Genomic DNA, 24360 nt, shown 5'->3' on the forward strand with positions numbered 1-24360 from the left:
GGTTAATTTGCGCAGTGCGCGCGGGACGCGCGGGGGGCGGGCCTGACCAGGCCATGCGAGGGGAGAAACACATCTTGAACGGGCGACCGATATCGGGGGCGCCGGTTGGTGCGGGGCTGCGCCAGGGGCGAAGCGGCGGTGCGAGGCGGGGGAGTGCCACCGGGCGACGGGCTCGTACGGACCGGCCGGGTGGCACGGGTGTTCTCGCCCTGGTGCTGGGCGCGTTGCTGATACTCGTCACGGCGTGCGGCGGGGGCGGCGGCTCGAGCTCAGGCAGCGGGGACAAGAAGGGCAAGGGCTCGGACAAGGCGGCGGAGGCGACCGCACCGTCGCAGGCCGTCGTGAAGATATCCCCCAAGGACGGCGCGGACGACGTCAAGACGACCGGCGTCCTCAAGGTCACCGCGGACAAGGGCAAGCTCACCGAGGTCGAGGTCGAGGACTCCAAGGGCAATCCGGTCGAGGGAGAGATCACGGACGGCGGCGCCGAGTGGACGCCCTCGCACCACCTCGCCTCGGCGACCAAGTACAAGGTCCACGCGGTGGCGGAGGACTCCGAGGGCCGCCAGTCGGCCAAGGACGCGACCTTCACCACCCTCGTACCGAAGAACACGTTCATCGGCTACTTCACGCCCGAGGACGGCTCGAAGGTCGGCGTCGGCATGCCCTTCTCGATCCGCTTCACGCGCGGGATAACCAACCCCGAGGACGTCGAGAGGGCGATACAGATCAAGACCGAGCCCTCCGTGCCCGTCGAGGGCCACTGGTTCGGCAACGACCGCCTGGACTTCCGCCCGGAGAAGTACTGGAAGGAGGGCACCAAGGTCACCGTGAAGCTCAACCTCGACGGCGTGGAGGGACGGCCCGGCGTCTACGGCAAGCAGGCCAAGACCGTGTCCTTCACGATAGGCCGCAACCAGGTCTCGGTCGTGGACGTCAAGAAGCACACGATGAAGGTCATGCAGGACGGCAAGGTCATCAAGACCATCCCCGTCACCACGGGCAAGCCGGGCTACGACACCTGGAACGGCCAGATGGTCATCAGCGAGAAGCTCACGGTGACCCGCATGAACGGCGAGACGGTCGGCTACGGCGGCGAGTACGACATCAAGGACGTCCCGCACGCCATGCGCCTGACCACCTCCGGCACCTTCATCCATGGCAACTACTGGGGCGGCGGCGCCTTCGGCAACTACAACGCCAGCCACGGCTGCATCGGTCTGCGCGATGTGCGCGGCGGCTACGACAGCGGCGTGCCGGCCGCGTGGTTCTTCAACCACTCGCTGATCGGCGACGTCGTGGTCGTCAAGAACTCCAACGACCGGATCGTCGACCCGGCCAACGGGCTCAACGGCTGGAACATGTCGTGGGAGAAGTGGAAGTCGTAGGAGTCGTACGGCGGACGGGCTCGGTGTGTGACTGATCGCACCGGGCCCGTTGTCGTTAGTCGCCGTTAACCTGCTCTGCATGACTGTGCATCTCGAAGTCGCCGAAGGCGTCGGCACCATCCGCCTCGACCGCCCCCCGATGAACGCGCTGGACATCGCCGTCCAGGACCGGCTCCGCGAGCTGGCCGAGGAGGCCACACGCCGCGAGGACGTACGCGCCGTGATTCTCTACGGCGGCGAAAAAGTGTTCGCGGCGGGCGCGGACATCAAGGAGATGCAGGCCATGGACCATACGGCGATGGTCGTACGCTCCCGGGCCCTGCAGGAGTCCTTCACCGCCGTGGCCCGCATCCCCAAGCCCGTTGTCGCCGCCGTCACCGGCTATGCGCTGGGCGGCGGCTGCGAGCTGGCGCTGTGCGCGGACTACCGGATCGCCGCGGACAACGCCAAGCTCGGCCAGCCGGAGATCCTCCTCGGCCTGATCCCGGGCGCGGGCGGCACCCAGCGGCTGTCCCGGCTGATCGGCCCCTCCAAGGCCAAGGACCTCATCTTCACCGGCCGTATGGTGACGGCGGAGGAGGCCCTCTCGCTCGGCCTGGTCGACCGTGTCGTACCGGCCGCCGAGGTCTACGAGCAGGCGCACGCCTGGGCGTCCCGGCTCGTCCAGGGACCGGCCATCGCGCTCCGCGCCGCCAAGGAGTCCATCGACGCAGGCCTGGAGACGGACATCGACACCGGCCTCGCGATCGAACGCAACTGGTTCTCGGGCCTGTTCGCCACGGAGGACCGCGAGCGCGGCATGCGCAGCTTCGTGGAGGAGGGGCCGGGCAAGGCAAAGTTCCTGTGACTGTGATTTCGCTCTGGCGAACTTGTATGTGAGCACCGGGAGTTGAGTCGGCATTCACGGGGTCGGACGGGCCGGCGTCAGGGCGCCGGCCTCGGCCCGTCGCTCGATGGAGCGGATTCTGCGAGCTTTGAACAACTCTTGAGGAGTCCTTCCCAGGGCCGTCGCGCGATCACTGCTCGGCGTGAAGTCACCGCAGGCCAGGCGGGGTTCTGGGACACCTTCACTGCCATGGGCATATGCCCATCCGGCCGCCCGGAGTAAAGGGTTCCAGTACACGTATTCCTGCGGAACCCCTCCGCGGAGCGCTCCGGGCGGCCATGATGGGGGCATGGCAGCGGGGCTGGAGGGTTTCGAGCAGCCGCGACGGCTGGCCGGTGCGACCGCGGCGCGCTGGTCTCCGGCGGTGGAGGACGAACAGGCGCTCAAGGCGCTGGACTTGTACGGCAATCCGGCAGAGGCGGAGGTTTCGCTGCCGTCGCGCCCCGAGTCCGCGGCCACCGCGCGCCGGCTCGCCCAGGTCGTGGTCCTCCGCCACTGGGGGCTCACCCCGAGGCTCACCGAGGACGTTGTGCTCCTTGTCTCGGAACTCGTCGGCAACGCCGTGCGCCACACGGGTGCCCGCATCTTCGGGCTGCGCATGCAGCGCCGCCGTGGCTGGATCCGGATCGAGCTCCGCGACCCTTCGCGCGGGCTGCCCTGTCTGATGCCCGTTCATGAGCTCGACATCAGCGGCCGCGGGCTCTTCCTCGTCGACAAGCTCTCCGACCGCTGGGGTGTGGATCTGCTGCCGCGCGGCAAGACGACGTGGTTCGAAATGCGCGTCTGACGCACAGAAGCCCCCGTTCGTCGTTGTGCGGCGGCTGGGGGCTTCTGTGGAATGCCGTGGATGCGGTGGGGTGTGCTCCACGGCAGCGGTTGACGACCTTGGCCCGGGTCAATGGAGAGGTCGTGTCCCCGACTATGTCAGACAACAGCCATCGATCCAAGATCCCTACTCGGGCATATGTGCTCAATGTGGGAGAAATGCTGAATGAATCCTTGGTGATCTCGACCACCCGCCTGGTAAATAGCGGCTGAACGCGACCGGAATCGGCCATACTGCAAGATCTTTTCGGTCATCGAACGGTGTGACCCGCGACCCGCAGACACCTGGAACCGGGTCAATCGTTATTCAGCCTGGCAAGTCCCCTTAAATGGGGCGAGTGACCACTGCCGACCGCCGCTCCGCCCTGCGCACGGGCGCCGGGCTCGCCGTCGCGGGCACGCTGACCGCCGGGTGTTCCGCGAGCGGCCCGGCACGCTCCGCAGGACCCCGTCCGGGCGAGCCCTCAGCGCGCCCGACCCCTGCCGAGCCGTCCGCCGACGTCCCCGGCCCTCGCCGCTTCCCCGGCCTGCCCGCCCAGATCAGTCACAGTCCCCGCGGGCGCCCGGAGGTCGCGCTCACCTTCCACGGCCAAGGCGACCCCGCCACCGCCGTGGCGCTGCTCGAGACGGCCGAGCGCGCGGACGCACGGGTGACCGTCCTCGCCGTCGGCACCTGGCTCGACGAGCATCCGGAACTCGCCCGCCGGGTCCTCGACGGCGGCCACGAGCTCGGCAACCACACCCTCAACCACCGCGCCATCAACGCCATGTCCGAGTCCGAGGCGGCCGCGGAGATCAACGGCTGCGCGGACCGGCTGCACCGGCTCACCGGCTCCATCGGCAGCTTCTTCCGGCCGTCCCAGGCAAAGGAGGCCTCCCCGCTCGTCGAACGCCTCGCCCGCAACGCGGGCTACCCGCACGTCCTGTCGTACGACGTCGACTCGCTCGACTTCACCTCGCCCGGGCCCGAGGCCGTCGTCCGCACCGTCGGCGGACAGGTGCGGCCCGGATCGGTGGTGAGCCTGCACTTCGGGTACGCGGACACGGTTGCCGCGCTGCCCGCCCTCCTCGACCTTCTCGACCGCCGCGGACTGCGCGCGGTGACCACCACGGAGCTGTTGACCTGATGCCCCTGCACCTGACCCTCACCAAGCGCGCCGGTGTACTGCTCGCCGGCGCCCTGCTGGCCGCACTCGCGGGCTGCGGCGCCCCGCCGTTCGACCAAGCGGACCAGGACCTCGGCACACAGGGTGCAGCCACTCCATCCGCCAGTCCGACCGTCAAGTCGCCCGTCCAGGTGCCCGCCAGACCGAAGGCGATCCAGGGGCTGGCGGGCATGCCGCCCGTACTCGACCCCAAGGACGTGTATGCGGCCGACCGTCCCGGGAAGCTCTCGCCGGTCGTCAAGGACTTCCCGTCCCGCGTCTACGTCCCCAACACCGAGTCCAACACGGTGTCGGTCATCGACCCCGCGACGTACCAGGTGATCGAGACGATCCCGGTCGGCATCCAGCCCCAGCACGTCGTGCCCTCCTGGGACCTGAAGACGCTGTGGGTCAACAACAACCGCGGCCACACGCTCACGCCCATCGACCCGAAGACCGGCAAGGCGGGCGACCCCGTCGAGGTGCACGACCCGTACAACCTCTACTTCACGCCCGACGGGAAGTACGCCGTGGTCATGGCCTCGCTGGACCGCGAGCTCGTCTTCCGCGACCCGCACACGATGAAGCCCGTCAAGACCGTGCCGGTCAGCTGCTACGGCGTCAACCACGCCGACTTCTCGCTCGACGGCCGGTACTTCGTCGTCTCCTGCGAGTTCTCCGGCGAGCTGCTCAAGGTCGACACCGCGCAGATGAAGGTCATCGGCCAGCAGAAGCTGCCCTTCTCGGGGGCCATGCCGCAGGACGTGAAGATCTCCCCGGACGGCAAGACCTTCTACATCGCCGACATGATGGCCGACGGCATGTGGGTGCTCGACGGCGACACGTTCACCGAGCCGAAGCTGATGCCCACCGGCAAGGGCACCCACGGCCTGTACGTCAGCCGCGACTCGAAGGAGATGTACATCTCCAACCGCGGCGAAGGCACCATCTCCGTCTTCGACTTCACCCGGAACCAGCTCACCAAGAAGTGGACGCTGCCCGACGGCGGCAGCCCCGACATGGGCGGCGTCTCGGCGGACGGCGATGTGCTGTGGCTGTCCGGGCGATACGACTCCGAGGTGTACGCCATCGACACACGCACCGGCCAGCAGATCGCCCGCATCCGCGTCGGCGGCGGCCCGCACGGCCTGGCCGTCTACCCGCAGCCGGGCCGGTACTCACTGGGGCACACGGGCGTTTTCCGCTGACCGTGTGCCCACGCCGACCTCAGAGGGCACGACGATCCCGATGGGCGCGGTGGGCAACGCCCGATCTCAGAGGGCGTTTACGTAGGTTCATTCCGAAAGGCGGCTTTCAATGCTGCCCCGGTTTGCTTCACTTCAGGTTCTATGCGAACTTCGTGGACCGTTGCCGCCTCGAGCCCGCCCTCCGTTTCACTCGCTTCTGCTGCTGGGAGTCCGTCTGATTTGAGGATGCGGCAGAACCTCCTGATGACCGGCGGAACAGCATCTTCCGGCCCGTCCGTGGCAACGCTACGGCGTGAGCCAGCGGAAGCCGTACCCCAGTGACCTGTCCGACGCCCGGTGGGCCCTGATCGAGCCGACCCTGACGGCATGGCGGAAAGCCCGGCTCGACCGCAGGCCCACCGGAAAGCCGGCCAAGGTCGACCTCCGTGACGTGTTCAACGCGATTCTCTACGTGAACCGGACCGGAATACCGTGGAAATACCTTCCGCACGACTTCCCGAGCCACGGCACCGTCTACTTCTACTACGCCGCCTGGCGTGACGAGGGAATCTTCGCTCAGCTCAATTACGACCTCACCGCTCTGGCCCGGGTGAAGGAGGGACGCAAGCCCGAACCGACCGCCTCCGTCATCGACACCCAGAGCGTCAAGACCTCCACCAACGTGCCCGTGACCAGCCAGGGAACGGACGCCGCGAAGAAGATCGTGGGCCGGAAGCGAGGCATCCTCACTGACACCATCGGCCTGATCCTCGCTGTGACCGTCGCCGCCGCGAGTCTCTCCGAGAACGCCCTGGGGATACGCCTCCTCGACCAGGCCAAGGCGACCTACCCGATCATTTCCAAGAGCTGGGTCGACACCGGCTTCAAAAAGGCCGTCGTCGAGCACGGAGCGGAGCTCGGAATCGACGTCGAAGTCGTCGACAAAAACCCCGGAACCCGCGGCTTTCACGTCCTCAAAAGGCGCTGGGTGGTTGAACGCAGCATCGGTTGGATCATGATGCACCGTCGGCTCGCCCGCGACTACGAAACTCTCGCCGCCAGCTCCGAAGCCATGATCCAGGTCGCATCGATCGACAATCTCGCCAAGCGCATAACGGACGAGTCCACGCCAACCTGGCGAGGGACTTACTAGGGCATAAGCCGCAACCCGTCAAGATCAAACGCCCTCTCAGGGCGGACGGCACCTACTGTCGCTCGCCGGCGAACGTAGGGCCTGAAGATCGCAAACCTGCCCGGGCGCGCATGGATACTCAAGCCCCATCGTCGCCCAGTGAGTTTGGTTCGCCCGGCCCGCCCCCTGGGGCTGCGCCAGAACGGCGTCCCAGGGGGCGTGTTCATGGATGGAGTTGTTCAGTCGGTGGCGTTGGCTGCGTTGGTGATGAGGCGGGTGACCGCGTCCGGGTGGCTGACCATCGCGCAGTGGGAGGCGGCGACCTCCACGGTGCGGGTGCCGGCGCGCCGGTAGAAGAAGCGCTGCAGCGCTGGAGGGATCGCCTTGTCCTGAGTGGCTATCAGGCCCCAGGAGGGTATGGTGTGCCAGGCGGCGGCCTGGGTGGCGTCGCTGAAGCAGGCAGCGCTGAACGGGCGCTGGGTGGCGGCCATGATGCGGGTGGTGGAGGTGGGCAGGTCGGCGGCGAAGACCTGGCGGAGCTTGTCGGGCTGGAGGTAGAGGTCGGTGCCGGTGGTGCCGTCCGGGTTCGGGTAGGGGACGGGGGTGAGGGCGGCCTGGATCTCGCTGCCGGGGTAGCGGCCGATGAGCTCGCCCAGCACTTCGTCGGTGTCAGGGACGAACGCGGCGACGTAGACGAGGGCCTTGACGTTCGCATGGCCCGCGGCGGCGTTGGTGATGACCGCGCCGCCATAGGAGTGGCCGGCCAGGACGACCGGGCCGTCGACGCCGTCCAGGAAGCTGGACAGGTACGCGGCGTCGGTGGGGAGGCTGCGCAGCGGGTTGGCGGGGGCGATCACCCGGTAGCCGCGCCCTTGCAGTTGGGCGGTGACGTCGCTCCAGCTGGCGGTCGCGTCGGCGAATCCGCCGTGCACCAGCACCACGGTCGGTCTGGTGCCGGACGCGGTGTGGTTGGTGGCGGAGGCGGGTGAGGTGAGCGGCCCCAGTGCTGCCGTGCCGGCGGCGGCAGCCGCGGTGGCGAGCACGGTTCGGCGCGTTGGTTGCGGGCTCATGAGAAGGCTCCTTCAAGATAGATCGGACAGGACGGGGGCTCGCCCGGCGGAGCGCGCCGGGCAAGTTGAGGGAAGCGGGCCGCGGGGCCGGATTGCGGCTAGGGCTGGCCTTGTTGTCTTGGGCGGCCTGGGCGATGACGACGGCCGGGCGGGACAGGTACGCGGCGTGGATGCCGGGGTCTCGGACACGGTGGCATCGGCCCGTTCGGACATGGCGCGTTGGGCGGGCGGCGAGATCATGCGGTCGCTGGCATCGCCGGCACCGGTTCGATCGGTGACGCAGTGTGGCCCGGTATGTCGGTGGTGCGGTGATGTTGCTGGTGCGGCCGGGGGCGACGGCAGTGATACACCAGGGCCGGAGGCAGATTCGCCCAGACAGTCCGTCCGAGGACGACTTCCTCGAACCTATCCGTCAATGATCTGCGCAGTCGGCGAGCCAGGATGAACCGGCGGGCATGGACATAGGCGAAGGTCGTGAAGGCGCCCTCTGGCGACAAGGCGTCCACGATGGCGTCGAGCAGTTCACGCTGTCGTTCGGGCCGAAATGCCGCCCATGGCAGGCCGCTGACGATGGCATCGGCCGGACCGAGGCCGCGGTCGGCAAGGATGGTGGCGACGTCACGGGCGTCGGCTGTGACCGCTTCGAGGCCGGCGTAGCGTTGGGTCAGCAGGGCGGTGAAACGTTCATTGACGTCGAGGGCGATATGGCGCCCTCGACCGTCGAGTCGCTCTTGTATGGTCCGGCTGAATGCGCCGGTTCCGGAGCCAAGCTCCACGACGACCGGTTGCCCCATTGACGGTATCGGCGATGCCATCTGTCGGGCGAGAGCTTTGCTGCTGGGAATCACCGATGCGACCACGGTTGGCGCCTTGGCGAATTCACGGATGAACGGCATGAGAGTGTTGTCCACGACACTGTCTTTCTCGCCGCTGAAATGGGCGGACGCGATGGGTCGGGTCCCAGGTCATTGCCAGCACAACGGGCATCGCACCCCTAGGCAGCGCGCGGCCGTCGGCTCCGCCGTGGTGAGGGTTCCGGCGTGCGTGCTCGCCCTGTCCGCACAGCCCGGAGATTCCAGCACGTCTGGCTGTTCGTGTACGGGGTGAGCAGACGCTGTAGGCGACGGGCCAATGGGAGTGCCTGTACGCGGCCCTGGGCTGAATGCCTGGATGACGTGGGTCAGCTCTCCGTTCGCGAGGTGTGTGATGCCGCTGGCCTCGATTACGGAGTGGGATATGCGATGCGACGAGCGGTCCGCTCAGCTGGGTGTGGCCGGGGGCTCGGATTGGCCGGTGACCGGTGACTGGTGGCGCGGCCCACACGCGAGCCGCGCCACCTGGCCCTCCTAGCGATGGATGGCCTTGAGCTCGAGGAACTCCTCGATCCCGATCCGGCCCAGCTCGCGGCCGTTGCCGCTCTGCTTGTACCCGCCGAACGGCGCGGTGAGGTTGAATTCGCCGCCGTTGACGATGACCTGGCCGGTGCGCATGCGCCTGGCCACGGCCAGCGCGTGGTCCGGCTCGCCGAACACGGCCCCGCCCAGGCCGTAGATGGAGTTGTTGGCGATGGCGACGGCCTCGTCCTCGTCGGCGTAGGGGATCACCGAGAGTACCGGGCCGAAGATCTCCTCCTGGGCGATGACGGCGTCCGGCGCGACGTTCGCGAAGATCGTCGGGCGGACGTAGACGCCGCGTTCGATGCCCTCGACCGGGCCGGAGCCGCCGAACGCGACGGTGGCGCCGTCTGCGATGCCCCGCTCGATGTAGCCGGAGACCCGGCTCTGCTGGGCGGTGGAGGACATCGGCCCGATCCGGGTGGCCGGGTCGGTCGGGTCGCCCACGCCGTAGGATGCGGCGGCGGCCACCGCGAGCTCGACGATCTCGTCGTGCCGGTGCGCGGGCACCAGCATCCTGGTCCACGCCGCGCAGGTCTGGCCGCCGTTCAGCCACGCGTACTCGAGGCCGATGTCGACGGCGCGGTGCAGGTCGGCGTCGTCGAGGATGACATTGGCCGACTTGCCGCCCAGCTCCAGCGCCACGCGCTTGACGGTGTTGGTCGCAGCGATCGATACCTGCTTGCCGGCGCCGGTGGATCCGGTGAACGACACCATGTCGATGCCCTGGTGGCCGGCGATCGCTTCGCCGACTACCGACCCGGCGCCGTACACGACGTTGAAAACACCCGCCGGGATCCCCGCCGACGCGGTCACCTCGGCGAACAGGGCGGCGGTGAGCGGGGTGGCCACGCTGGGCTTGAGTACCACCGTGCAGCCGGCGAGCAGCGCCGGCGCGACCTTCGCGACGGTCTGGTACAGAGGGGCGTTCCACGGCGTGATCGCTCCGACCACACCGATCGGCTCGCGCACGACCAGCGCATTTCCCAGTTCCTCCTCCCAGACGAAGCCGTCGGCCACCGACGCGAAGCTGCTCACCACCTGGGAGGGCAGCTCGGCCTGCATGACCTTGGCGTACGAGATCGGCGAACCCATCTCGGAGGTGACGGTCGAGGCGAAGCCGTCGATGGCGCCCTTGATGCCGTCGGCGATCCTGGCGATCGCGGCGGCCCGCTCAGTGGCCGGCACCGCCGACCACTGCGGGAGCGCGCGCTGCGCAGCCGCGACGGCACGGTCGACATCGGCCGCGGTACCCGCCGGCGCGTCGGCGATCACTGCGTTGGTGGCCGGGTTCACGACATCGATGCGCTCAATCCCGTCGCCGGCGGTCTCGGCGCCGCCAATCCAGTGCTGGAGCGCTAGCTGGCCGCTCATGAGCCGATCTCCTCGTTGCGAAGCGGGGTGGTCCGGGAAACCCGCAGGCTCCCTGGCATGGCGTGCTGCATCACATAACTCGTTTCTCGTCAGGAACGTCGAAAGAACGTGCATCAGATGAAGGGAGCCGGCGCCCGCGTCTGCGCCGCCGGAGGAGGTGGGCACCTGGACCCGTCAGGGGGCGGGCCGGCCCCCTTCCCCGTCTGATGGAGGGGAAGGGGGGCGGCTGCACGGGCGGCGGCCGGCGAGTTCGCGTGCGGGCTAGACGACCTTGGGCCTGTCGACCATGGAGGCGGCGTCGTGGTAGAACAGCCGGTTCTCGACGATCTTGCCGTCCTTGACGGTGAACTGCTCGATGAACCGGGTCAGCTCTCCGGTCCTGACGTCCGTGATGCCGACACATGCCGCGACGCGGTCGCCGTCGGCGATGGTGTAGTGGAGCGTGATCGAAGAGATGTCAAGATAGTTCGGCAGGACCTGGGCGAGGGCGAGGAACCCCTCCCTGCCGCGGTAGGTCTTCCCGAAGGGCAGGAACAGCGGTTCGATGACTGCGATGTCGTCAGACAGGTGGGAGAGGACTCCCTCGAAGTCGCCCTTGTTCGCCGCGGCGAACATGCCTTCGACGACCGCGCGGTTCTGCTCGGTCAGTGAGGTGGCTGCGGACATGGTGCTTCTCCTTTGAGACGAAGGCTCTCGTGCGTCGAGAACCGCGTTCGGGTCGGGTTTCGGGTTGGCTGCGGCACCCGTGTCGGGGCGGGGGTTCAGCGGTCGATCGTGGATTCGTTGAAGTCGTCGTGCCGGGCGCCGGTGGCCGGCGTGAGGGTGTCGAGCCGCTGCAGCTGACCGGCGGTCAGCACGACGCCGTCGGCGGCGGAGTTCTCCTCCACGCGTGCGGCGCGCCGGCTGCCGGGGATCGGGGCGATGTCCCCGCCCTGGGCCACCAGCCAGGCCAGTGCGATCTGCGCCGGGGTGGCGTCGACCTCGGCCGCGATGGCCCGTACCTCCTCCACGAGCTGCAGGTTCTGGTAGAAGGCATCGCCGATGAATCGCGGATTGGTCTTGCGCCAGTCGCCCTCGGGGATCTCCTCCGGCGTGCGGATCTGGCCGGTCAGGAATCCGTGCCCGAGCGGCGCGTAGGGGACGAGGCCGATGCCCAGCTCCCGCAGCAGGGGCAGCAGGTCGGCCTCCACGTCGCGGGTCCACAGGGAGTACTCGGTCTGCAACGCGGAGATCGGGTGCACGGCGTGGGCGCGGCGGATCGTGTCCGCAGATGCCTCGGACAAGCCGATGCTCAAGACTTTGCCTTCGGCGACCAGCTCCGCCACGGTGCCGATGGTCTCCTCGATCGGGGTGTTGCGGTCGACCCGGTGCTGGTAGTACAGGTCGATCCGGTCGGTGCGCAGGCGCTTCAAGGAACCCTCGACGGCGGCGCGGATATTGGCCGGACTGCTGTCGAACATGTCGGTTCCGTCACCGACATGGGACAAGATGCCGAACTTGGTGGCGAGGACCACCTGGTCGCGCCGGCCCTCCAGCGCCTGGCCGACGATCTCCTCGCTGTGGTAGGGGCCGTAGCTCTCGGCGGTGTCGATATGGGTGACGCCGAGGTCGAGCGCGCGATGGACGGCGCGCACGGATTCGGCGTCGTCCAGGCCGCCGCCGGACAGGAGGGTGCCGGCCATGGACATCGCGCCCAGTCCGATCCGGGAAACCCGCAGGTTCCCCAACATGGCGTGCTGCATCAGAGTCTCATTTCTCGAAAATGTCGAAGGAATGTGCAGGGGAAACAGAGGGCTGCGGCGATGGCATCCGGGTGCCGATTTCGATCTCGTTCGTGTTCCAGCCAACATCGGTCCACCGCGTCCCGACAGCCACTGCCAAGAGGGGTACTCGCAGGACCCCTTCCAGGTCGCGGGCCGGGCCTACCCTTGATCTCATGGATGAGAAGGAGGCCGCCCGGGCGGCGGTTCGCGAGTTCCTTACCGCCCGCCGCGCCCGCGTCACGCCCGCCGACGTCGGCCTTCCGCAGGGCACCCGCCGCCGGGTGAAGGGCCTGCGCAGGGAGGAGGTGGCGTTGCTCGCCGGGGTCAGCCCGGAGTACTACGTGCGGCTCGAACGCGGCCAGGCAACCGGGCCCTCTCCCGGAGTCGTCGACGCCGTTGCCGCAGTGCTGCGTCTGGACGACGATGAGCGCGCCCACCTCGACCGGCTGCTCGCCGCACTGTCCCCCGCGACCCGCAAGCGGCGTCGCAGCGCACCGAAGGATCTGATCACCCCTGGAGTCCGGGTGCTGCTGGACTCCCTGGACCATCTGCCCGCAGTGGTCTTCAACGCCCGGTTCGACATCCTCGCCGCTAACACCTTGGGGCGCGCCCTCTTGGCGCCTGTGTTCGCTATGCCGGGGCGGACGAACAGTGCTCGGTTCCTGTTTCTCGACGAGCCCCGGGCGCGGGATCTGTTTCCCGAGTGGGATCGGATCACGGCCGGCACTGTGGCGATCCTGCGGGTCGAGGCCGGCCTCCACCCCCACGACCCCGACCTGACCGAACTGATCGGCGAGCTCGCGACCCGCAGTACGGAGTTCCGTACCCGCTGGGCAGACAACGACGTACGAGCGGCCCGAGCCGGCGCCAAGACCTTCCGCCACCCGATCATTGGCGAGATCACACTGCCTTACGAGGCGCTGCGCGTCGACGCCGTCTCCAACCAGATCATCAACGTCTACACCCCACAACCCGGCAGCCCCGAAGCCGACGCGATCCGCCTCCTGGCCAGCTGGAACGCCGATGATCAACGGATCGGCAACTCGACAGCGGGCACACACGGCCAGAACCCTGAGGAATCCTGATCTCTGACCCGTGTCCCTGCCTGCACCGCCTCGGGCTGATCATGAAGGCGCCCACAGTGGGGGCTGGGACCCGTGGCGGAGCTGGGGGACGATCGGCGCTTGCCGACCGGGCTCTGGTCGGGGCTGGTCCGCGGGCGCCGGGCAGGTGCGGTGTCCGGGCGTCGTTCAGCCACTGGCGGCCTGCTTGATCAGATCGGCGACAGCGATGGGCTGTGAGACGTAGACGGCGTGACTGCCGGCAACCTCGATGGTGTGCGCGCCGATGCGCTCGGCCATCGCGCGCTGGGCGGGTGGCGGGATCATGCGGTCGTCGGTGGCCACCAGGTACCAGGACGGCTTGGTGCGCCACGCCGGCGTCGCCACGGCGCCGCCGGCCGCGTCCAGGCCCCAGGGAACCTGCGAGTCGGCGAGGAACTCGGCCTGGGCGCGCGGAAGGTCGCCGGCGAAGGCGTCGGCAAACTTGTCGCGGTCCAAGAGCAGATATCCGTCGACCGGCGGCAGGATCGGCGGGACCGCAGCACCCGGCGGCGGGTCGGCGATCAGGGTGTTCACGGACTCGCCCTTGTCGGGGGCGAACGCGGCGACGTACACCAGCCCGGCGACCTTGCCGTGGTTGCCGGCCTCGGTGACCACCACACCGCCGTAGGAGTGGCCGACCAGGATGACCCGGCCGGGCTGCGCGTCGATGACCTGCCTGGTGGCGGCCACATCGCCGTCCAGCGACAGCGTCGGGTTCTGCACGACGGCCACGTTGTAGCCGTCGGCCCTGAGAGCTTCATAGACCCCCTGCCAGCCGGAGCCGTCCACGAAGCCTCCGTGGACAAGTACGACGTTCGCGCGCTGCGCGTTGTCGCTCATCATTCCTCCCGGGTTCGCCGGGCCGCGTGTGCGGCTCTTGGCCTGAACTGTAGGAATGGCGGCGTCCTGGCCGCCGCCGTCAAATGACTGACTCCCGATGGCCAAACAGACTTACGTCACCCCGACATGAACCCGTCGCGACGCTGGACGCATCCGTTTTCGGCCGACCGCTGCCGCAGCACTCCGAGATGCTTGGCAGACCGGCCCAGCGTGGCGAACGCATCCACACCGTCCCCCTGAGCCATCCCTGCGCTCCGAAAGAGGGCTGGGGCATACTCCGCGCCAACAGCATCGTCCAACGCCTGTGCGTCACCTTCCCCGCACAGCTTCGTCCCCGAGAGCGCGAGCTCTCGAGGTCCCTACGTCTCCTCAGGCGCTCGCAGGTCCGCGAGCGCATCCCGCAGTGCTGCCCGCGAGCTGATGCCCAGCTTCGGGAACAAGTGATAGAGGTGGGTGCTCACCGTGCGGGAGGAGAGGCAGAGCCGCTCGCCGATTTGCTTGTTCGTCAGTCCCGCGGCGGCAAGAGCCGCGATCTCGCTTTCCTGCGGCGTCAGTTGAGCGGTTGTCTGCGAGGCCAAGCGACTGGCGGGCGCACCGCTTGCTCGGAGTTCGGCACCCGCCCGCGCTGCCCACGGGGCGGCACCGAGGCGTTCGAAGGTGCCCATGGCAGCCGTCAGATGACTCTGGGCCAGTGAGGCGCACTGTGCTCGGCGCAGGCGTTCGCCGTAGGCGAGTTGGATCCGGGCCTGCGCAAACGGCCAGCGGTCTGCTCCCGGGGTCGCGAGCGCAGCGTCGAACGCTGCGCGGAACGACGCAGCCGGGGCAGTCATCCCCATCACACCGGCCGCGATCATGGCGAGCCGGGGCGAGTAGCCGGCCACGCCGGAGCGATGGATGTCGGCGACATGCTTGCCGGCCTCGGTCGTTCGCCCGGCCCGGACCGCGGCCTCGACCAGATCGAGCAGCACCCACAGCGCCGCAGGTCTGTGGGCAGGCAGAGTCTCCGGAGAGCAGATCTCGAGGGCATGACGGTATGCCGCCTCGAACTCTCCGTGGCTCATCGCGTCGACGGCCCTCGCGTGCGCGGCAAGCTGGAGCACGAAGCCATTGCGGTTCGGCGCCGCCCAGGAAACCAGGTCGTCGGCTATACGCTGGACGGCCGCGCGGTCGCCGCGCGCGGCAGCGACCATCGCCTGGCCGTACTGCAGAAAGCCGCCGAGGAGCCGGTAGTGATGTCCGGTCGTGATGGCGAGCCCCTCCTCGGTCAGCCGGAGGACGCCGTCCCAGTCGCCACTCAGCGCACCGTCGAACCCCAACAGTGAATACGCCTTGATGGCCGCCGCAACCGCGCCGCCGCTGCGGCCGTGCTCCACCACCCGCCACAGCGCATCACGGCATCCGGCGATCCGGTCCACATACAACGCCGCAATGCCCAGCCGCACTGCGTGGGCGTGATCGGCCTGCTCACCGATACCGGCAATCGCCTCGTCCAGCAGGGGCAGCGACAGCCCTGCCCGCCGCGTCGGCGCGAGGTAGGTGTTGCCGAGCAAGTCCAGGATCTCCGGGGGCCTGACGCCGAGTCCGTCGAGAGCCGCCCAGTAGTCCTCGGCCAGGTCGCTGCGGCACCCGAAGGAGCAGTTCGACAGCAGAACGTAGACCATCTCCGTGAGCGACGCGTCCCACACCCCAACCGGGTGAGGTGCGTTGCGAACCGCACCGAGCAGCAGACGGTGGGCGGTATCGATATCGCCCCCGCTGTTGACTAGATAGGCCGCAGTGGCGACAGCAGCCGCCGTGTTGCCTTGCCCGACGTGTTCGGTGAGGAGTACCCGTGCGTCGGAGAGGTCCCCGGTGACGTCGACACCAAGATAGGCAGCGAACATGGCGCGGCGGTGATGGTCGTCAGCCTTCGGGCTCAGATCGGCGGCGCGCAGGAGCAGACCGATCGCACCGACCGGATCGCCGCGCCCCTTCGTCCGCAGTGCGGCCACCTCAAGCAGCTGCGCGATTTCCTCGTTCGGCGCCGATGCCGCCTCCGCGAGATGCCATGCGCGCTGCTCTGAACCTGCCGGATGCCGGCCTGCCAACCGCTTGTGTGCCCGGCGCCGCTCTGATTCGGTGGACAGCTCGACGACCGCAGAACGGGTGAGCGGGTGCCGGAACTCGATTCCCCGAGTGACTGGGTGAATGCGAATCAGCCGGGCGCGCTCGGCAGGTTCGAGCTCGCGCAGCGACACCCCAGGGAACAGGTTGCCAGTCCCATCGAGCGCTGCGAGGAGCAGCTGACCACGCGTCTTTTCGGGGAGCCCCTCGATCCGCCGGGCGAAGGCCAGCCGCAACCGTCGGCCAACCGACGTCTGGCCGAGCGGAGGTTCGGCCGACGAATCGAGCCGCGCCGGAAGTTCGACCAGCGCCAGCGGGTTGCCCTGGGCTTCGGTGATGACCTGTCGGGCGGCGCGCGGCGGCATTTTGGGGAACGCCTCAGTCAGGAGCACCGCCGCGTCGTCGTCGTCGAGCGGCCCGATGGCGATCTCCGCGAGGCCGGACTCCTCGAACACGCTGCCCTCGCCTGTCCGCACGACGCCCAGCAAGCCGACCCTCGAGCTGCCCAGCCGTCGCGCCAGGATGCCGAACAAGGTGGCGCTCGCGCGGTCAAGCCACTGCAGGTCGTCGGCCACCACCAGCACCGGTTCCCTGTCGGCGGCCTCGGCCAGTAGGGCCAGCAGCGAGTTCGTCAGCGCCAGCTGATCCGGGGTAGGCCCCTCCGCAAGGCCCACCGCGACGCCGATCGCCCGCCGGGCATCGGACGAGACCCGGGCCAGTTCGGTAGAAAGGGGCGCGACCAGCTGATGGAGCCCGGCGAAACTCACCTCCGCCTCGAACTCGACGCCCGACACCCGCACGACGCGCGTGCCGAGCTCAGCAGCATGGGCTACCGCGGCGTCGAGGAGCGACGTCTTGCCCACGCCCGCCTCGCCGACGACGAGCAGGCAACCGCCGCCCGTCGTCACCGCGTCTACAAAGCCCTGCAGCACGCCCAGCTCGCGATCCCGCCCCACGAGTCTTCTGCCCCACATCCACCCCGGCACGTCGCGATCCTACGGAGTGCGCTGTGGCTATGGGAGTCCCCAATCTTCGAGTGGGGACTCCCATAGCCACAGCGCACTCAGGGATAGGTAGCTGCTTCGAACCGCCGGTCAGCTCTGGCGGAAGGCTCCGCCTTCCGTGCCATGGTCAAGTCCACCGAGGTCTCCCTCGCCACCGGCAACGTGGAGAACCTGTCCATCCGCAACCGGCTGCCCGGAGCCGTCCGGGAGGTCATCTCCGGCGCAGCCATGGCCTCGGTCAAGGTCTCCGTCGCGGGCGGTGAGGCCCAGGGCGGGGACCGACAGGCCGGTGCCGCGGGTGGCCGGGATCGACGAGTTCGCCCTGCTCAGGGGCCACCGCTACGCCACGATCATCATCAACGCGGAGACCGGCGAGCGGAAAACGCATGATGTACGGCCGCGCGAAACACCCCCTCCTCCGTCAGCTCATCCTGCTCAACTGACCGACCGGACCGGGCAATCAACGCCTACGAAGATCTTGGAAGACCCAAATCTAGGACAGTCCCGTCGGCAGGGCCAGGTCGGCGATGGGCTAGGCGCGGGTGAGCGATGGTCCGCGCCGCCGGACACCTCAGAGGGCGACAAGCAGTGCCTCGGCCCCGACGGGCCGGTATCCCGCGGCCTGGAAGGCCCGCACGCTGCGGGCGTTCCCGGCTGCCTGCTGGGCCCAGACCACGGCGTCCGCGGGCACGAGATGCCGCGCCGCCGTGGCGAGCTCCCGGCCGAGCCCCCGGTGCCGTACCGCCTCGTCCACCTCGATCGCCGCCTCCCAGCGCCCCGCGACACCGCGGCCCAGCACGAGCACGCCGCCGTCCGCCGCCCACACCCGCACGTCGTCGCGGCGCCTTCGGGCACGCGCCACCCGCGGGTGCTCCGGGTCGTCGATCTCCCGCAGCGCCACTGCCGGTTCGCCGGGCAGAGCCGGGGCGACGGTCAGCAGATCGATGGTGTCCGTCGTACGCCCCGTGCGGTCCATGAACGCCGCGAGGAACCGCGGGTTCATGGTGGCGGCGAGCGCGTCACAGTGGAGTGTGCGCAGCGTGGCGTGCACCCACTCCGGATCCTCGTCCGTGAACACGACGGAGTGCGCGGTGAAGGCGATGACTCCCGCGTCGCGGTGGTTCTCCTGCGGTACGACGGTGGTGGTGCCGTCGGGCGGCGGAAACTCCCCGTGCGCCGCGGCGTCCAGAATGTCGCGCAGAGTGTCCTTCATCCCCGTACCCCTCCCTGTGACCTCGTCCTCGTCCCCGGCCCGAGCGCCCGCTTGAGTCTCCACCCACTGGAAGGCCCAGACTCCTTCACATGATCGACGACGGCACCGGACTGCTCACCATCGGGCAGCTCTCCCGTCGCACCGGACTGTCGGTGCGCACCATCCGCTACTGGTCGGACGAGGGAGTCCTGCCGCCCGTGACCCGCTCGGACGGCGGCTACCGGCTCTACGACGCCGAATCCCTCGCCCGCCTCGAACTGATCCGCACCCTGCGCGAGCTGGACCTCGGCCTGGACGACGTACGCAGGGTGGTGGCGGGCGAGCGGACCGTCGCGGAGGTCGCGGCCACCCACGTGGCGGCGCTCGACGCGCAGATCCGCGCGCTGCGGGTGACCAGGGCAGTGCTGTCGACCGTCGCACAACGCAGGTCCACCGCAGAGGAGATGACACTCATGAACAAGCTGGCGCGGCTCTCGGCCGCCGAACGGGGGCGCATCATCGACGACTTCGTCGAGGAGACGTTCGCCGGTCTCGACACCGCCGACCCCGCGATCCGCGAACGCATGCGCAACACCGTCGCCGACATGCCGGACGACCCCACGCCCGAGCAGGTGGACGCCTGGGTAGAGCTCGCCGAGCTGGTGCAGGACCCCGAATTCCGGGGGCAGATGCGGCAGATGATCGAGTTCAACGCGGCGGACCGCGGCCCCGACGTTCCGAGCGGCGCTTCCCTGTGGTTCTTCAAGAGGCTCGTGGAGCTGGCGGGCGACGCACGCGCGCGTGGCGTCGCTCCCGAGTCGCCGGAGGCGGCCGGGGTGCTGCAGGAGCTGCTCGGCGACGGCGACCGTGCCGCCGTGCTGGAACGCCTCGAGTCGAACGCGCAGCTAAAGGTCGCCCGCTACCGCGAACTGACGGCCATCGTGAACGGCCGCGAGCCCCTGCCCGCGCACGCCGAGGAGTTCGCCTGGGTGCTCGCCGCACTCCGCGCAGAACTGGGCCGTTGACCGGCGCACTTGGCCATGCCGTTAATCTGACCGACGTCAGTAGGCACCAAGAAGGGGCGGATCCGGTGGCGGACATCGAGGAAGCACGCAAGGCGTTCGAGCGGTTCGACGTGGACGGCGACGGCTTCATCACTGCGGCCGAGTACAAGAGCGTCATGGCGCAGCTGGGGGACTTTCACGTCACCGAGCCCGTGGCGGAGGCCGTCATAGCCGCCCAGGACACCAACAGCGACAAGCTGCTGTCGTTCGACGAGTTCTGGGCACACCTGAACAAGAGCGCCTGAGACGGCAGACACGGGCGGGCCGGGCACACCCTCTCAAGGGGTGTGCCCGTCCTCTGTTCACGCGGTGCGCGCGGTACGGGGAAAGGCCGCCGGCATGTCGATGCCGATCTCTTCTCTTGCCGTGCGGGTCGCTGAAGCAGGCGCTCAGCACTCGATGATGTTCACGGCCAGGCCGCCCCGCGCCGTCTCCTTGTACTTGACGGACATGTCGGCGCCCGTGTCCTTCATGGTCTTGATGACCTTGTCGAGGGACACCTTGTGAGAGCCGTCGCCGCGCATCGCCATCTTCGCGGCGGTGACGGCCTTCACCGCCGCCATGCCGTTGCGTTCGATGCAGGGGATCTGGACCAGGCCGCCGACCGGGTCGCAGGTGAGGCCGAGGTTGTGCTCCATGCCGATCTCGGCGGCGTTCTCGACCTGTTCGGGGGAGCCGCCCAGGACCTCGGCGAGTGCGCCGGCGGCCATCGAGCAGGCCGAGCCGACCTCGCCCTGGCAGCCGACCTCGGCGCCGGAGATGGAGGCGTTCTCCTTGAAGAGCATGCCGACCGCGCCGGCGGCGAGCAGGAAGCGGACGATGCCGTCCTCGTCGGCGCCGGGCACGAAGTTCATGTAGTAGTGCAGGACCGCCGGGATGATGCCCGCGGCGCCGTTCGTCGGGGCGGTGACCACCCGGCCGCCCGCGGCGTTCTCCTCGTTCACGGCCATCGCGTACAGAGTGATCCACTCCATCGCGTGGGCCAGCGGGTCGCCCTCGGCGCGCAGCTGGCGCGCGGAGGTGGCGGCGCGGCGGCGGACCTTGAGGCCCCCGGGCAGGATGCCTTCGCGGGACATGCCGCGCGCCACGCAGGACTGCATGACCCGCCAGATCTCCAGCAGGCCCTCGCGGATCTCTTCCTCGGTGCGCCAGGCCTTCTCGTTCTCCAGCATCAGCGACGAGATCGACAGGCCCGTCTCGCGGGTCAGCCGCAGCAGCTCGTCGCCCGTGCGGAACGGGTACTTCAGGACCGTGTCGTCGAGCTTGATGCGATCGGCGCCCACCGCGTCCTCGTCGACGACGAAGCCGCCGCCCACCGAGTAGTACGTCTTCTCCAGCAGCGCCCCGCCCGCGGCGTCGTACGCCCAGAGGGTCATGCCGTTGGCGTGGTACGGGAGCGCCTTGCGGCGGTGCAGGACCAGGTGCTCGCCGAAGTCGAAGGGGATCTCGTGGGTTCCGAGGAGACTGATCCGCGCGTCGGACTTGATCTTCTCGACGCGCTCGTCGGCGGTCTCCACGTCGACGGTGCGCGGGGACTCGCCCTCCAGGCCGAGGAGGACGGCCTTCGGGGTGCCGTGGCCGTGGCCGGTCGCGCCCAGGGAGCCGTACAGCTCGGCGCGTATTGAGGCCGTCTGCGGGAGCAGGTCCTCGTTTCGCAGCCTGCGGGCGAACATCCGGGCGGCCCGCATCGGCCCGACGGTGTGGGAGCTCGACGGGCCGATACCGATCGAGAACAGGTCGAAGACCGAGATGGCCACTGGGAAACTCCTTGGGGGTACTGCTGTGAAACATGGGGCGGGGCACCGCGCGCTGGTGAATTCCGTTGCCGGATTCCGGTCTGTTCAGTGTGCGCGGTGCCCCATGGGGCCTGTGGCTGTGTGCCGGGGTGGCTACTTGCCGAGGGCGGGGTAGAGCGGGTACTTCGCGGTGAGGGCGGCGACCCGGGCCTTGAGGGCTTCGGCGTCGTAGGACGGCTTCAGCGCCTCCGCGATGATATCCGCGACCTCGCGGAAGTCGTCCGCCTGGAAACCGCGGGTGGCCAGCGCCGGGGTGCCGATCCGCAGGCCGGACGTCACCATCGGCGGGCGCGGGTCGTTCGGAACGGCGTTCCGGTTGACCGTGATGCCGACCTCGTGGAGGCGGTCCTCGGCCTGCTGGCCGTCGAGCTCGCTGTCGCGCAGATCGACCAGCACCAGGTGCACGTCCGTACCGCCGGAGAGGACGGAGACACCGGCCTCGGTGACATCGGGCTGCACCAGGCGCTCAGCGATGATCTTCGAGCCCTCGAGGGTGCGCTGCTGGCGCTCCTTGAACTCGTCGCTCGCCGCCACCTTGAAGGAGACCGCCTTCGCCGCGATGACGTGCTCCAGCGGGCCGCCCTGCTGACCGGGGAAGACCGCAGAGTTGATCTTCTTGGCGAGCTCCTGCGTGGAAAGGATCACACCACCGCGCGGGCCACCCAGCGTCTTGTGGGTGGTCGTGGTCACGACATGGGCGTGCGGGACCGGGTTGGGGTGCAGCCCGGCCGCGACCAGGCCGGCGAAGTGCGCCATGTCGACCATCAGGTACGCGCCGACCTCGTCCGCGATCCGGCGGAACGCAGCGAAGTCCAGCTGACGCGGGTACGCCGACCAGCCCGCCACGATCAGCTTCGGCTTCGACTCCTTGGCGAGGCGCTCGACCTCGGCCATGTCCACGACACCGGCGTCGTCCACGTGGTACGCGACCACGTTGTACAGCTTGCCGGAGAAGTTGATCTTCATGCCGTGGGTCAGGTGCCCGCCGTGCGCCAGGTTCAGACCCATGATCGTGTCGCCCGGCTGCAGCAGCGCGAACATCGCCGCTGCGTTCGCCTGCGCACCCGAGTGAGGCTGCACGTTCGCGGCCTCGGCGCCGAACAGCGCCTTGATCCGGTCGATGGCGATCTGCTCGACGACGTCCACGTGCTCGCAGCCGCCGTAGTAGCGCCGGCCGGGGTAGCCCTCGGCGTACTTGTTGGTCAGCACCGAGCCCTGCGCCTCCATGACCGCCACCGGAGCGAAGTTCTCCGAGGCGATCATCTCGAGCGTGGACTGCTGGCGGTGGAGCTCGGCGTCGACGGCGGCGGCGACATCCGGGTCGAGCTCGTGGAGGGAGGAGTTGAGAAGCGACATCGAGGTCCCGTTCGGTGCGGCGGTCAATTCGGTGCGTCGGTCGGTACGGCCGGTCGCCTGGTTCAGTTACCGGAGAAGTCGGCGTACTCGTCGGCGGAGAGCAGGTCGGCCGGCTCCTCCGCGACGCGTACCTTGAACAGCCAGCCACCCTCGAAGGGGGCCGAGTTCACCAGCGACGGGTCGTTGACGACGTCCTCGTTGGCCTCGGTGACCTCACCGGAGACGGGCGCGTACAGATCGCTGACCGACTTCGTCGACTCCAGCTCGCCGCAGGTCTCGCCCGCGGTCACCGTGTCGCCGACCTCCGGGAGCTGGGCATAGACGACATCGCCGAGCGCGTTCGCCGCGTACTCCGTGATGCCGACCGTCGCGACGCCGTCCTCGGCGGCCGACACCCACTCGTGCTCTTTGCTGTAGCGCAGCTGCTGGGGGTTGCTCATGACCTGAATTCTCCTGTATGCGGGGGAGTGGTGGTGTCGGGGGTACCCCTGCTCGGCGGGTACCCCCCAGGCCCTTAAGGCACTGGGGGAGAAGCCGAGGGCTTGGGGGAGGGTGGTGTGTGCGATCCGATCCGGCCCCGACGAGCCCCAGAGGGCCGTCGGGCACGGCGTCACTTCTGGCGCTTGTAGAACGGCAGCGCCACGACCTCGTACGGCTCGTGGCTGCCGCGGATGTCCACGCCGACGCCGGGGGTGCCGGGCGCGGCGTGTGCGGCGTCGACGTATGCGATCGCGAGCGGCTTGCCGAGCGTGGGCGAGGGGGCGCCGGAGGTGACCTCGCCGATCGCCTTGCCCTCGGCGACGACCTGGTAGCCGGCGCGCGGCACGCGGCGGCCCTCGGCGATCAGCCCGACGAGCATGCGCGGCGGGTTCTTCTCGGCCCGCTCGGCGGCCTCGAGCAGGGCGGCACGCCCCACGAAGTCACCGTTGTTTGAGGTCTTGTCGAACTTGACCACTCGCCCCAGACCGGCGTCGAACGGGGTCAGCGCGGTGGACAGCTCGTGCCCGTACAGCGGCATGCCCGCCTCCAGGCGGAGCGTGTCGCGGCACGACAGGCCGCACGGGACGAGACCGGCCGGGGCGCCCGCCTCGGTGAGCGCCTGCCACAGCTTCTCCGCGTGCTCGGGCGCCACGAACAGCTCGAAGCCGTCCTCGCCGGTGTAGCCGGTACGGGCGATCAGCGCGGGGACACCGGCGACGGTGCCGGGCAGACCGGCGTAGTACTTCAGCCCGTCCAGGTCGGCGTCGGTCAACGACTTCAGGATGCCGGGGGACTCGGGCCCCTGGACGGCGATCAGCGCGTACGCGTCACGGTCGTCGCGCACGATCGCGTCGAAACCGGCCGCGCGGGCCGTGACGGCGTCCAGCACCACCTGCGCGTTGGAGGCGTTCGCGACGATCATGTACTCCTGCTCGGCGAGCCGGTACACGATCAGGTCGTCGAGGATGCCGCCGTCCTCCTGGCAGATCATGGTGTAGCGGGCGCGGCCGACCGCCACGGCGCCGATGTTGCCGACCAGCGCGTAGTCCAGCAGGTTCGCGGCGTCCGGCCCGGTGACGGTGATCTCGCCCATGTGCGAGAGGTCGAAGAGGCCGGCCCCGGTGCGTACGGCGTTGTGCTCGTCGCGCTCGCTGCCGTACCGCAGCGGCATGTCCCAGCCCGCGAAGTCGGTCATGGTCGCGCCGAGCGCGCGGTGCAGCGCATCGAGGGCGGTCTTGCGGAGGGCATTGCTCATAGG

Annotated in this window: 21 protein-coding genes and 1 pseudogene; 10 read left to right on the plus strand and 12 right to left on the minus strand. The window is 69.1% G+C overall.

What is annotated here, in order from left to right; all coding sequences use genetic code 11:
- Window positions 1-74 precede the first annotated feature (74 nt).
- The 6 genes from ACSMXV_RS28985 to ACSMXV_RS29010 all read left to right on the plus strand — a co-directional run bounded on the left by ACSMXV_RS28985 (window position 75) and on the right by ACSMXV_RS29010 (window position 6584).
- A complete protein-coding gene (locus tag ACSMXV_RS28985) occupies window positions 75-1388 on the plus strand; it encodes a L,D-transpeptidase (RefSeq protein ID WP_473174133.1) in 1314 nt (437 codons plus the stop codon).
- Between the two features lie 79 nt (window positions 1389-1467).
- Window positions 1468-2235 (plus strand): enoyl-CoA hydratase/isomerase family protein, encoded by a 768-nt coding sequence (locus tag ACSMXV_RS28990; RefSeq protein WP_473174134.1) that lies wholly within the window; start codon window positions 1468-1470, stop codon window positions 2233-2235.
- Window positions 2236-2458: 223 nt separating this feature from the next.
- Window positions 2459-3061: an ATP-binding protein gene (locus ACSMXV_RS28995; protein WP_473179096.1), complete on the plus strand. Its 603-nt coding sequence runs from the start codon at window positions 2459-2461 to the stop codon at window positions 3059-3061.
- Between the two features lie 367 nt (window positions 3062-3428).
- Window positions 3429-4226, plus strand: a complete 798-nt coding sequence (locus tag ACSMXV_RS29000; protein WP_473174135.1) for a polysaccharide deacetylase family protein — start codon at window positions 3429-3431, stop codon at window positions 4224-4226.
- Window positions 4226-5452: a YncE family protein gene (locus tag ACSMXV_RS29005; protein ID WP_473174136.1), complete on the plus strand. Its 1227-nt coding sequence runs from the start codon at window positions 4226-4228 to the stop codon at window positions 5450-5452. The genes ACSMXV_RS29000 and ACSMXV_RS29005 overlap by 1 nt, the downstream gene beginning before the upstream one ends.
- A 292-nt stretch (window positions 5453-5744) precedes the next feature.
- Window positions 5745-6584 (plus strand): IS5 family transposase, encoded by an 840-nt coding sequence (locus tag ACSMXV_RS29010; RefSeq protein ID WP_473174137.1) that lies wholly within the window; start codon window positions 5745-5747, stop codon window positions 6582-6584.
- Window positions 6585-6802: 218 nt separating this feature from the next.
- Here the strand turns inward: ACSMXV_RS29010 and ACSMXV_RS29015 are convergent, their stop codons facing one another.
- The 5 genes from ACSMXV_RS29015 to ACSMXV_RS29035 all read right to left on the minus strand — a co-directional run bounded on the left by ACSMXV_RS29015 (window position 6803) and on the right by ACSMXV_RS29035 (window position 12143).
- Window positions 6803-7633, minus strand: coding sequence for an alpha/beta fold hydrolase (locus ACSMXV_RS29015; RefSeq protein WP_473174138.1), 831 nt, complete (start codon window positions 7631-7633; stop codon window positions 6803-6805).
- 236 nt (window positions 7634-7869) lie between these two features.
- Window positions 7870-8544, minus strand: coding sequence for a class I SAM-dependent methyltransferase (locus ACSMXV_RS29020; protein ID WP_473174139.1), 675 nt, complete (start codon window positions 8542-8544; stop codon window positions 7870-7872).
- 435 nt (window positions 8545-8979) lie between these two features.
- Window positions 8980-10515 carry an aldehyde dehydrogenase family protein gene (locus tag ACSMXV_RS29025; RefSeq protein WP_473174140.1) on the minus strand — a complete coding sequence of 512 codons (1536 nt, stop codon included), beginning with the start codon at window positions 10513-10515 and terminating at the stop codon, window positions 8980-8982.
- Between the two features lie 147 nt (window positions 10516-10662).
- Entirely contained in the window at window positions 10663-11067 is a 405-nt protein-coding gene (locus ACSMXV_RS29030) for a nuclear transport factor 2 family protein (protein ID WP_473174141.1), read from the minus strand.
- A 95-nt stretch (window positions 11068-11162) separates the two neighbouring features.
- Entirely contained in the window at window positions 11163-12143 is a 981-nt protein-coding gene (locus ACSMXV_RS29035) for an aldo/keto reductase (RefSeq protein WP_473174142.1), read from the minus strand.
- A 194-nt stretch (window positions 12144-12337) separates the two neighbouring features.
- Here ACSMXV_RS29035 and ACSMXV_RS29040 point away from each other — a divergent pair, with 194 nt between their 5' ends.
- Window positions 12338-13249, plus strand: a complete 912-nt coding sequence (locus tag ACSMXV_RS29040) for a helix-turn-helix transcriptional regulator (RefSeq protein WP_473174143.1) — start codon at window positions 12338-12340, stop codon at window positions 13247-13249.
- Window positions 13250-13414: 165 nt separating this feature from the next.
- On the opposite strand, the gene ACSMXV_RS29045 is transcribed toward ACSMXV_RS29040, so the two are convergent.
- Window positions 13415-14107 (minus strand): alpha/beta fold hydrolase, encoded by a 693-nt coding sequence (locus ACSMXV_RS29045; RefSeq protein WP_473179097.1) that lies wholly within the window; start codon window positions 14105-14107, stop codon window positions 13415-13417.
- Window positions 14108-14466: 359 nt separating this feature from the next.
- Entirely contained in the window at window positions 14467-17166 is a 2700-nt protein-coding gene (locus ACSMXV_RS29050) for a helix-turn-helix transcriptional regulator (RefSeq protein WP_473174144.1), read from the minus strand.
- A gap of 144 nt (window positions 17167-17310) precedes the next feature.
- On the opposite strand from ACSMXV_RS29050, the pseudogene ACSMXV_RS29055 reads away from it, so the two are divergent.
- A pseudogene (locus ACSMXV_RS29055) lies at window positions 17311-17478 on the plus strand (TOBE domain-containing protein); the annotation flags it as partial.
- 307 nt (window positions 17479-17785) lie between these two features.
- Here the strand turns inward: ACSMXV_RS29055 and ACSMXV_RS29060 are convergent.
- Window positions 17786-18427 (minus strand): GNAT family N-acetyltransferase, encoded by a 642-nt coding sequence (locus tag ACSMXV_RS29060; protein WP_473174145.1) that lies wholly within the window; start codon window positions 18425-18427, stop codon window positions 17786-17788.
- An 89-nt stretch (window positions 18428-18516) separates the two neighbouring features.
- On the opposite strand from ACSMXV_RS29060, the gene ACSMXV_RS29065 reads away from it, so the two are divergent.
- Both ACSMXV_RS29065 and ACSMXV_RS29070 read left to right on the plus strand, forming a co-directional pair.
- Complete coding sequence (locus ACSMXV_RS29065; RefSeq protein ID WP_473174146.1) at window positions 18517-19431, plus strand: helix-turn-helix domain-containing protein; 915 nt, start codon at window positions 18517-18519, stop codon at window positions 19429-19431.
- 65 nt (window positions 19432-19496) lie between these two features.
- Complete coding sequence (locus ACSMXV_RS29070) at window positions 19497-19715, plus strand: EF-hand domain-containing protein (protein WP_181655597.1); 219 nt, start codon at window positions 19497-19499, stop codon at window positions 19713-19715.
- Window positions 19716-19859: 144 nt separating this feature from the next.
- Here ACSMXV_RS29070 and ACSMXV_RS29075 read toward each other — a convergent pair whose 3' ends face one another.
- The 4 genes from ACSMXV_RS29075 to gcvT form a co-directional block, all read right to left on the minus strand.
- Entirely contained in the window at window positions 19860-21227 is a 1368-nt protein-coding gene (locus ACSMXV_RS29075) for an L-serine ammonia-lyase (protein ID WP_473174147.1), read from the minus strand.
- Between the two features lie 132 nt (window positions 21228-21359).
- The gene (gene glyA / locus ACSMXV_RS29080; protein WP_473174148.1) at window positions 21360-22622 is read right to left on the minus strand and encodes a serine hydroxymethyltransferase; all 1263 of its coding nucleotides are present in this window, start codon (window positions 22620-22622) and stop codon (window positions 21360-21362) included.
- Window positions 22623-22684: 62 nt separating this feature from the next.
- Window positions 22685-23062: a glycine cleavage system protein GcvH gene (gcvH, locus tag ACSMXV_RS29085; protein ID WP_473174149.1), complete on the minus strand. Its 378-nt coding sequence runs from the start codon at window positions 23060-23062 to the stop codon at window positions 22685-22687.
- A 170-nt stretch (window positions 23063-23232) separates the two neighbouring features.
- On the minus strand, window positions 23233-24357 hold the full coding sequence (gene gcvT, locus ACSMXV_RS29090) for a glycine cleavage system aminomethyltransferase GcvT (protein WP_473174150.1): 1125 nt from the start codon (window positions 24355-24357) through the stop codon (window positions 23233-23235).
- Window positions 24358-24360: the final 3 nt, after the last annotated feature.

This window comes from Streptomyces sp. DSM 42067 (assembly GCF_055792885.1).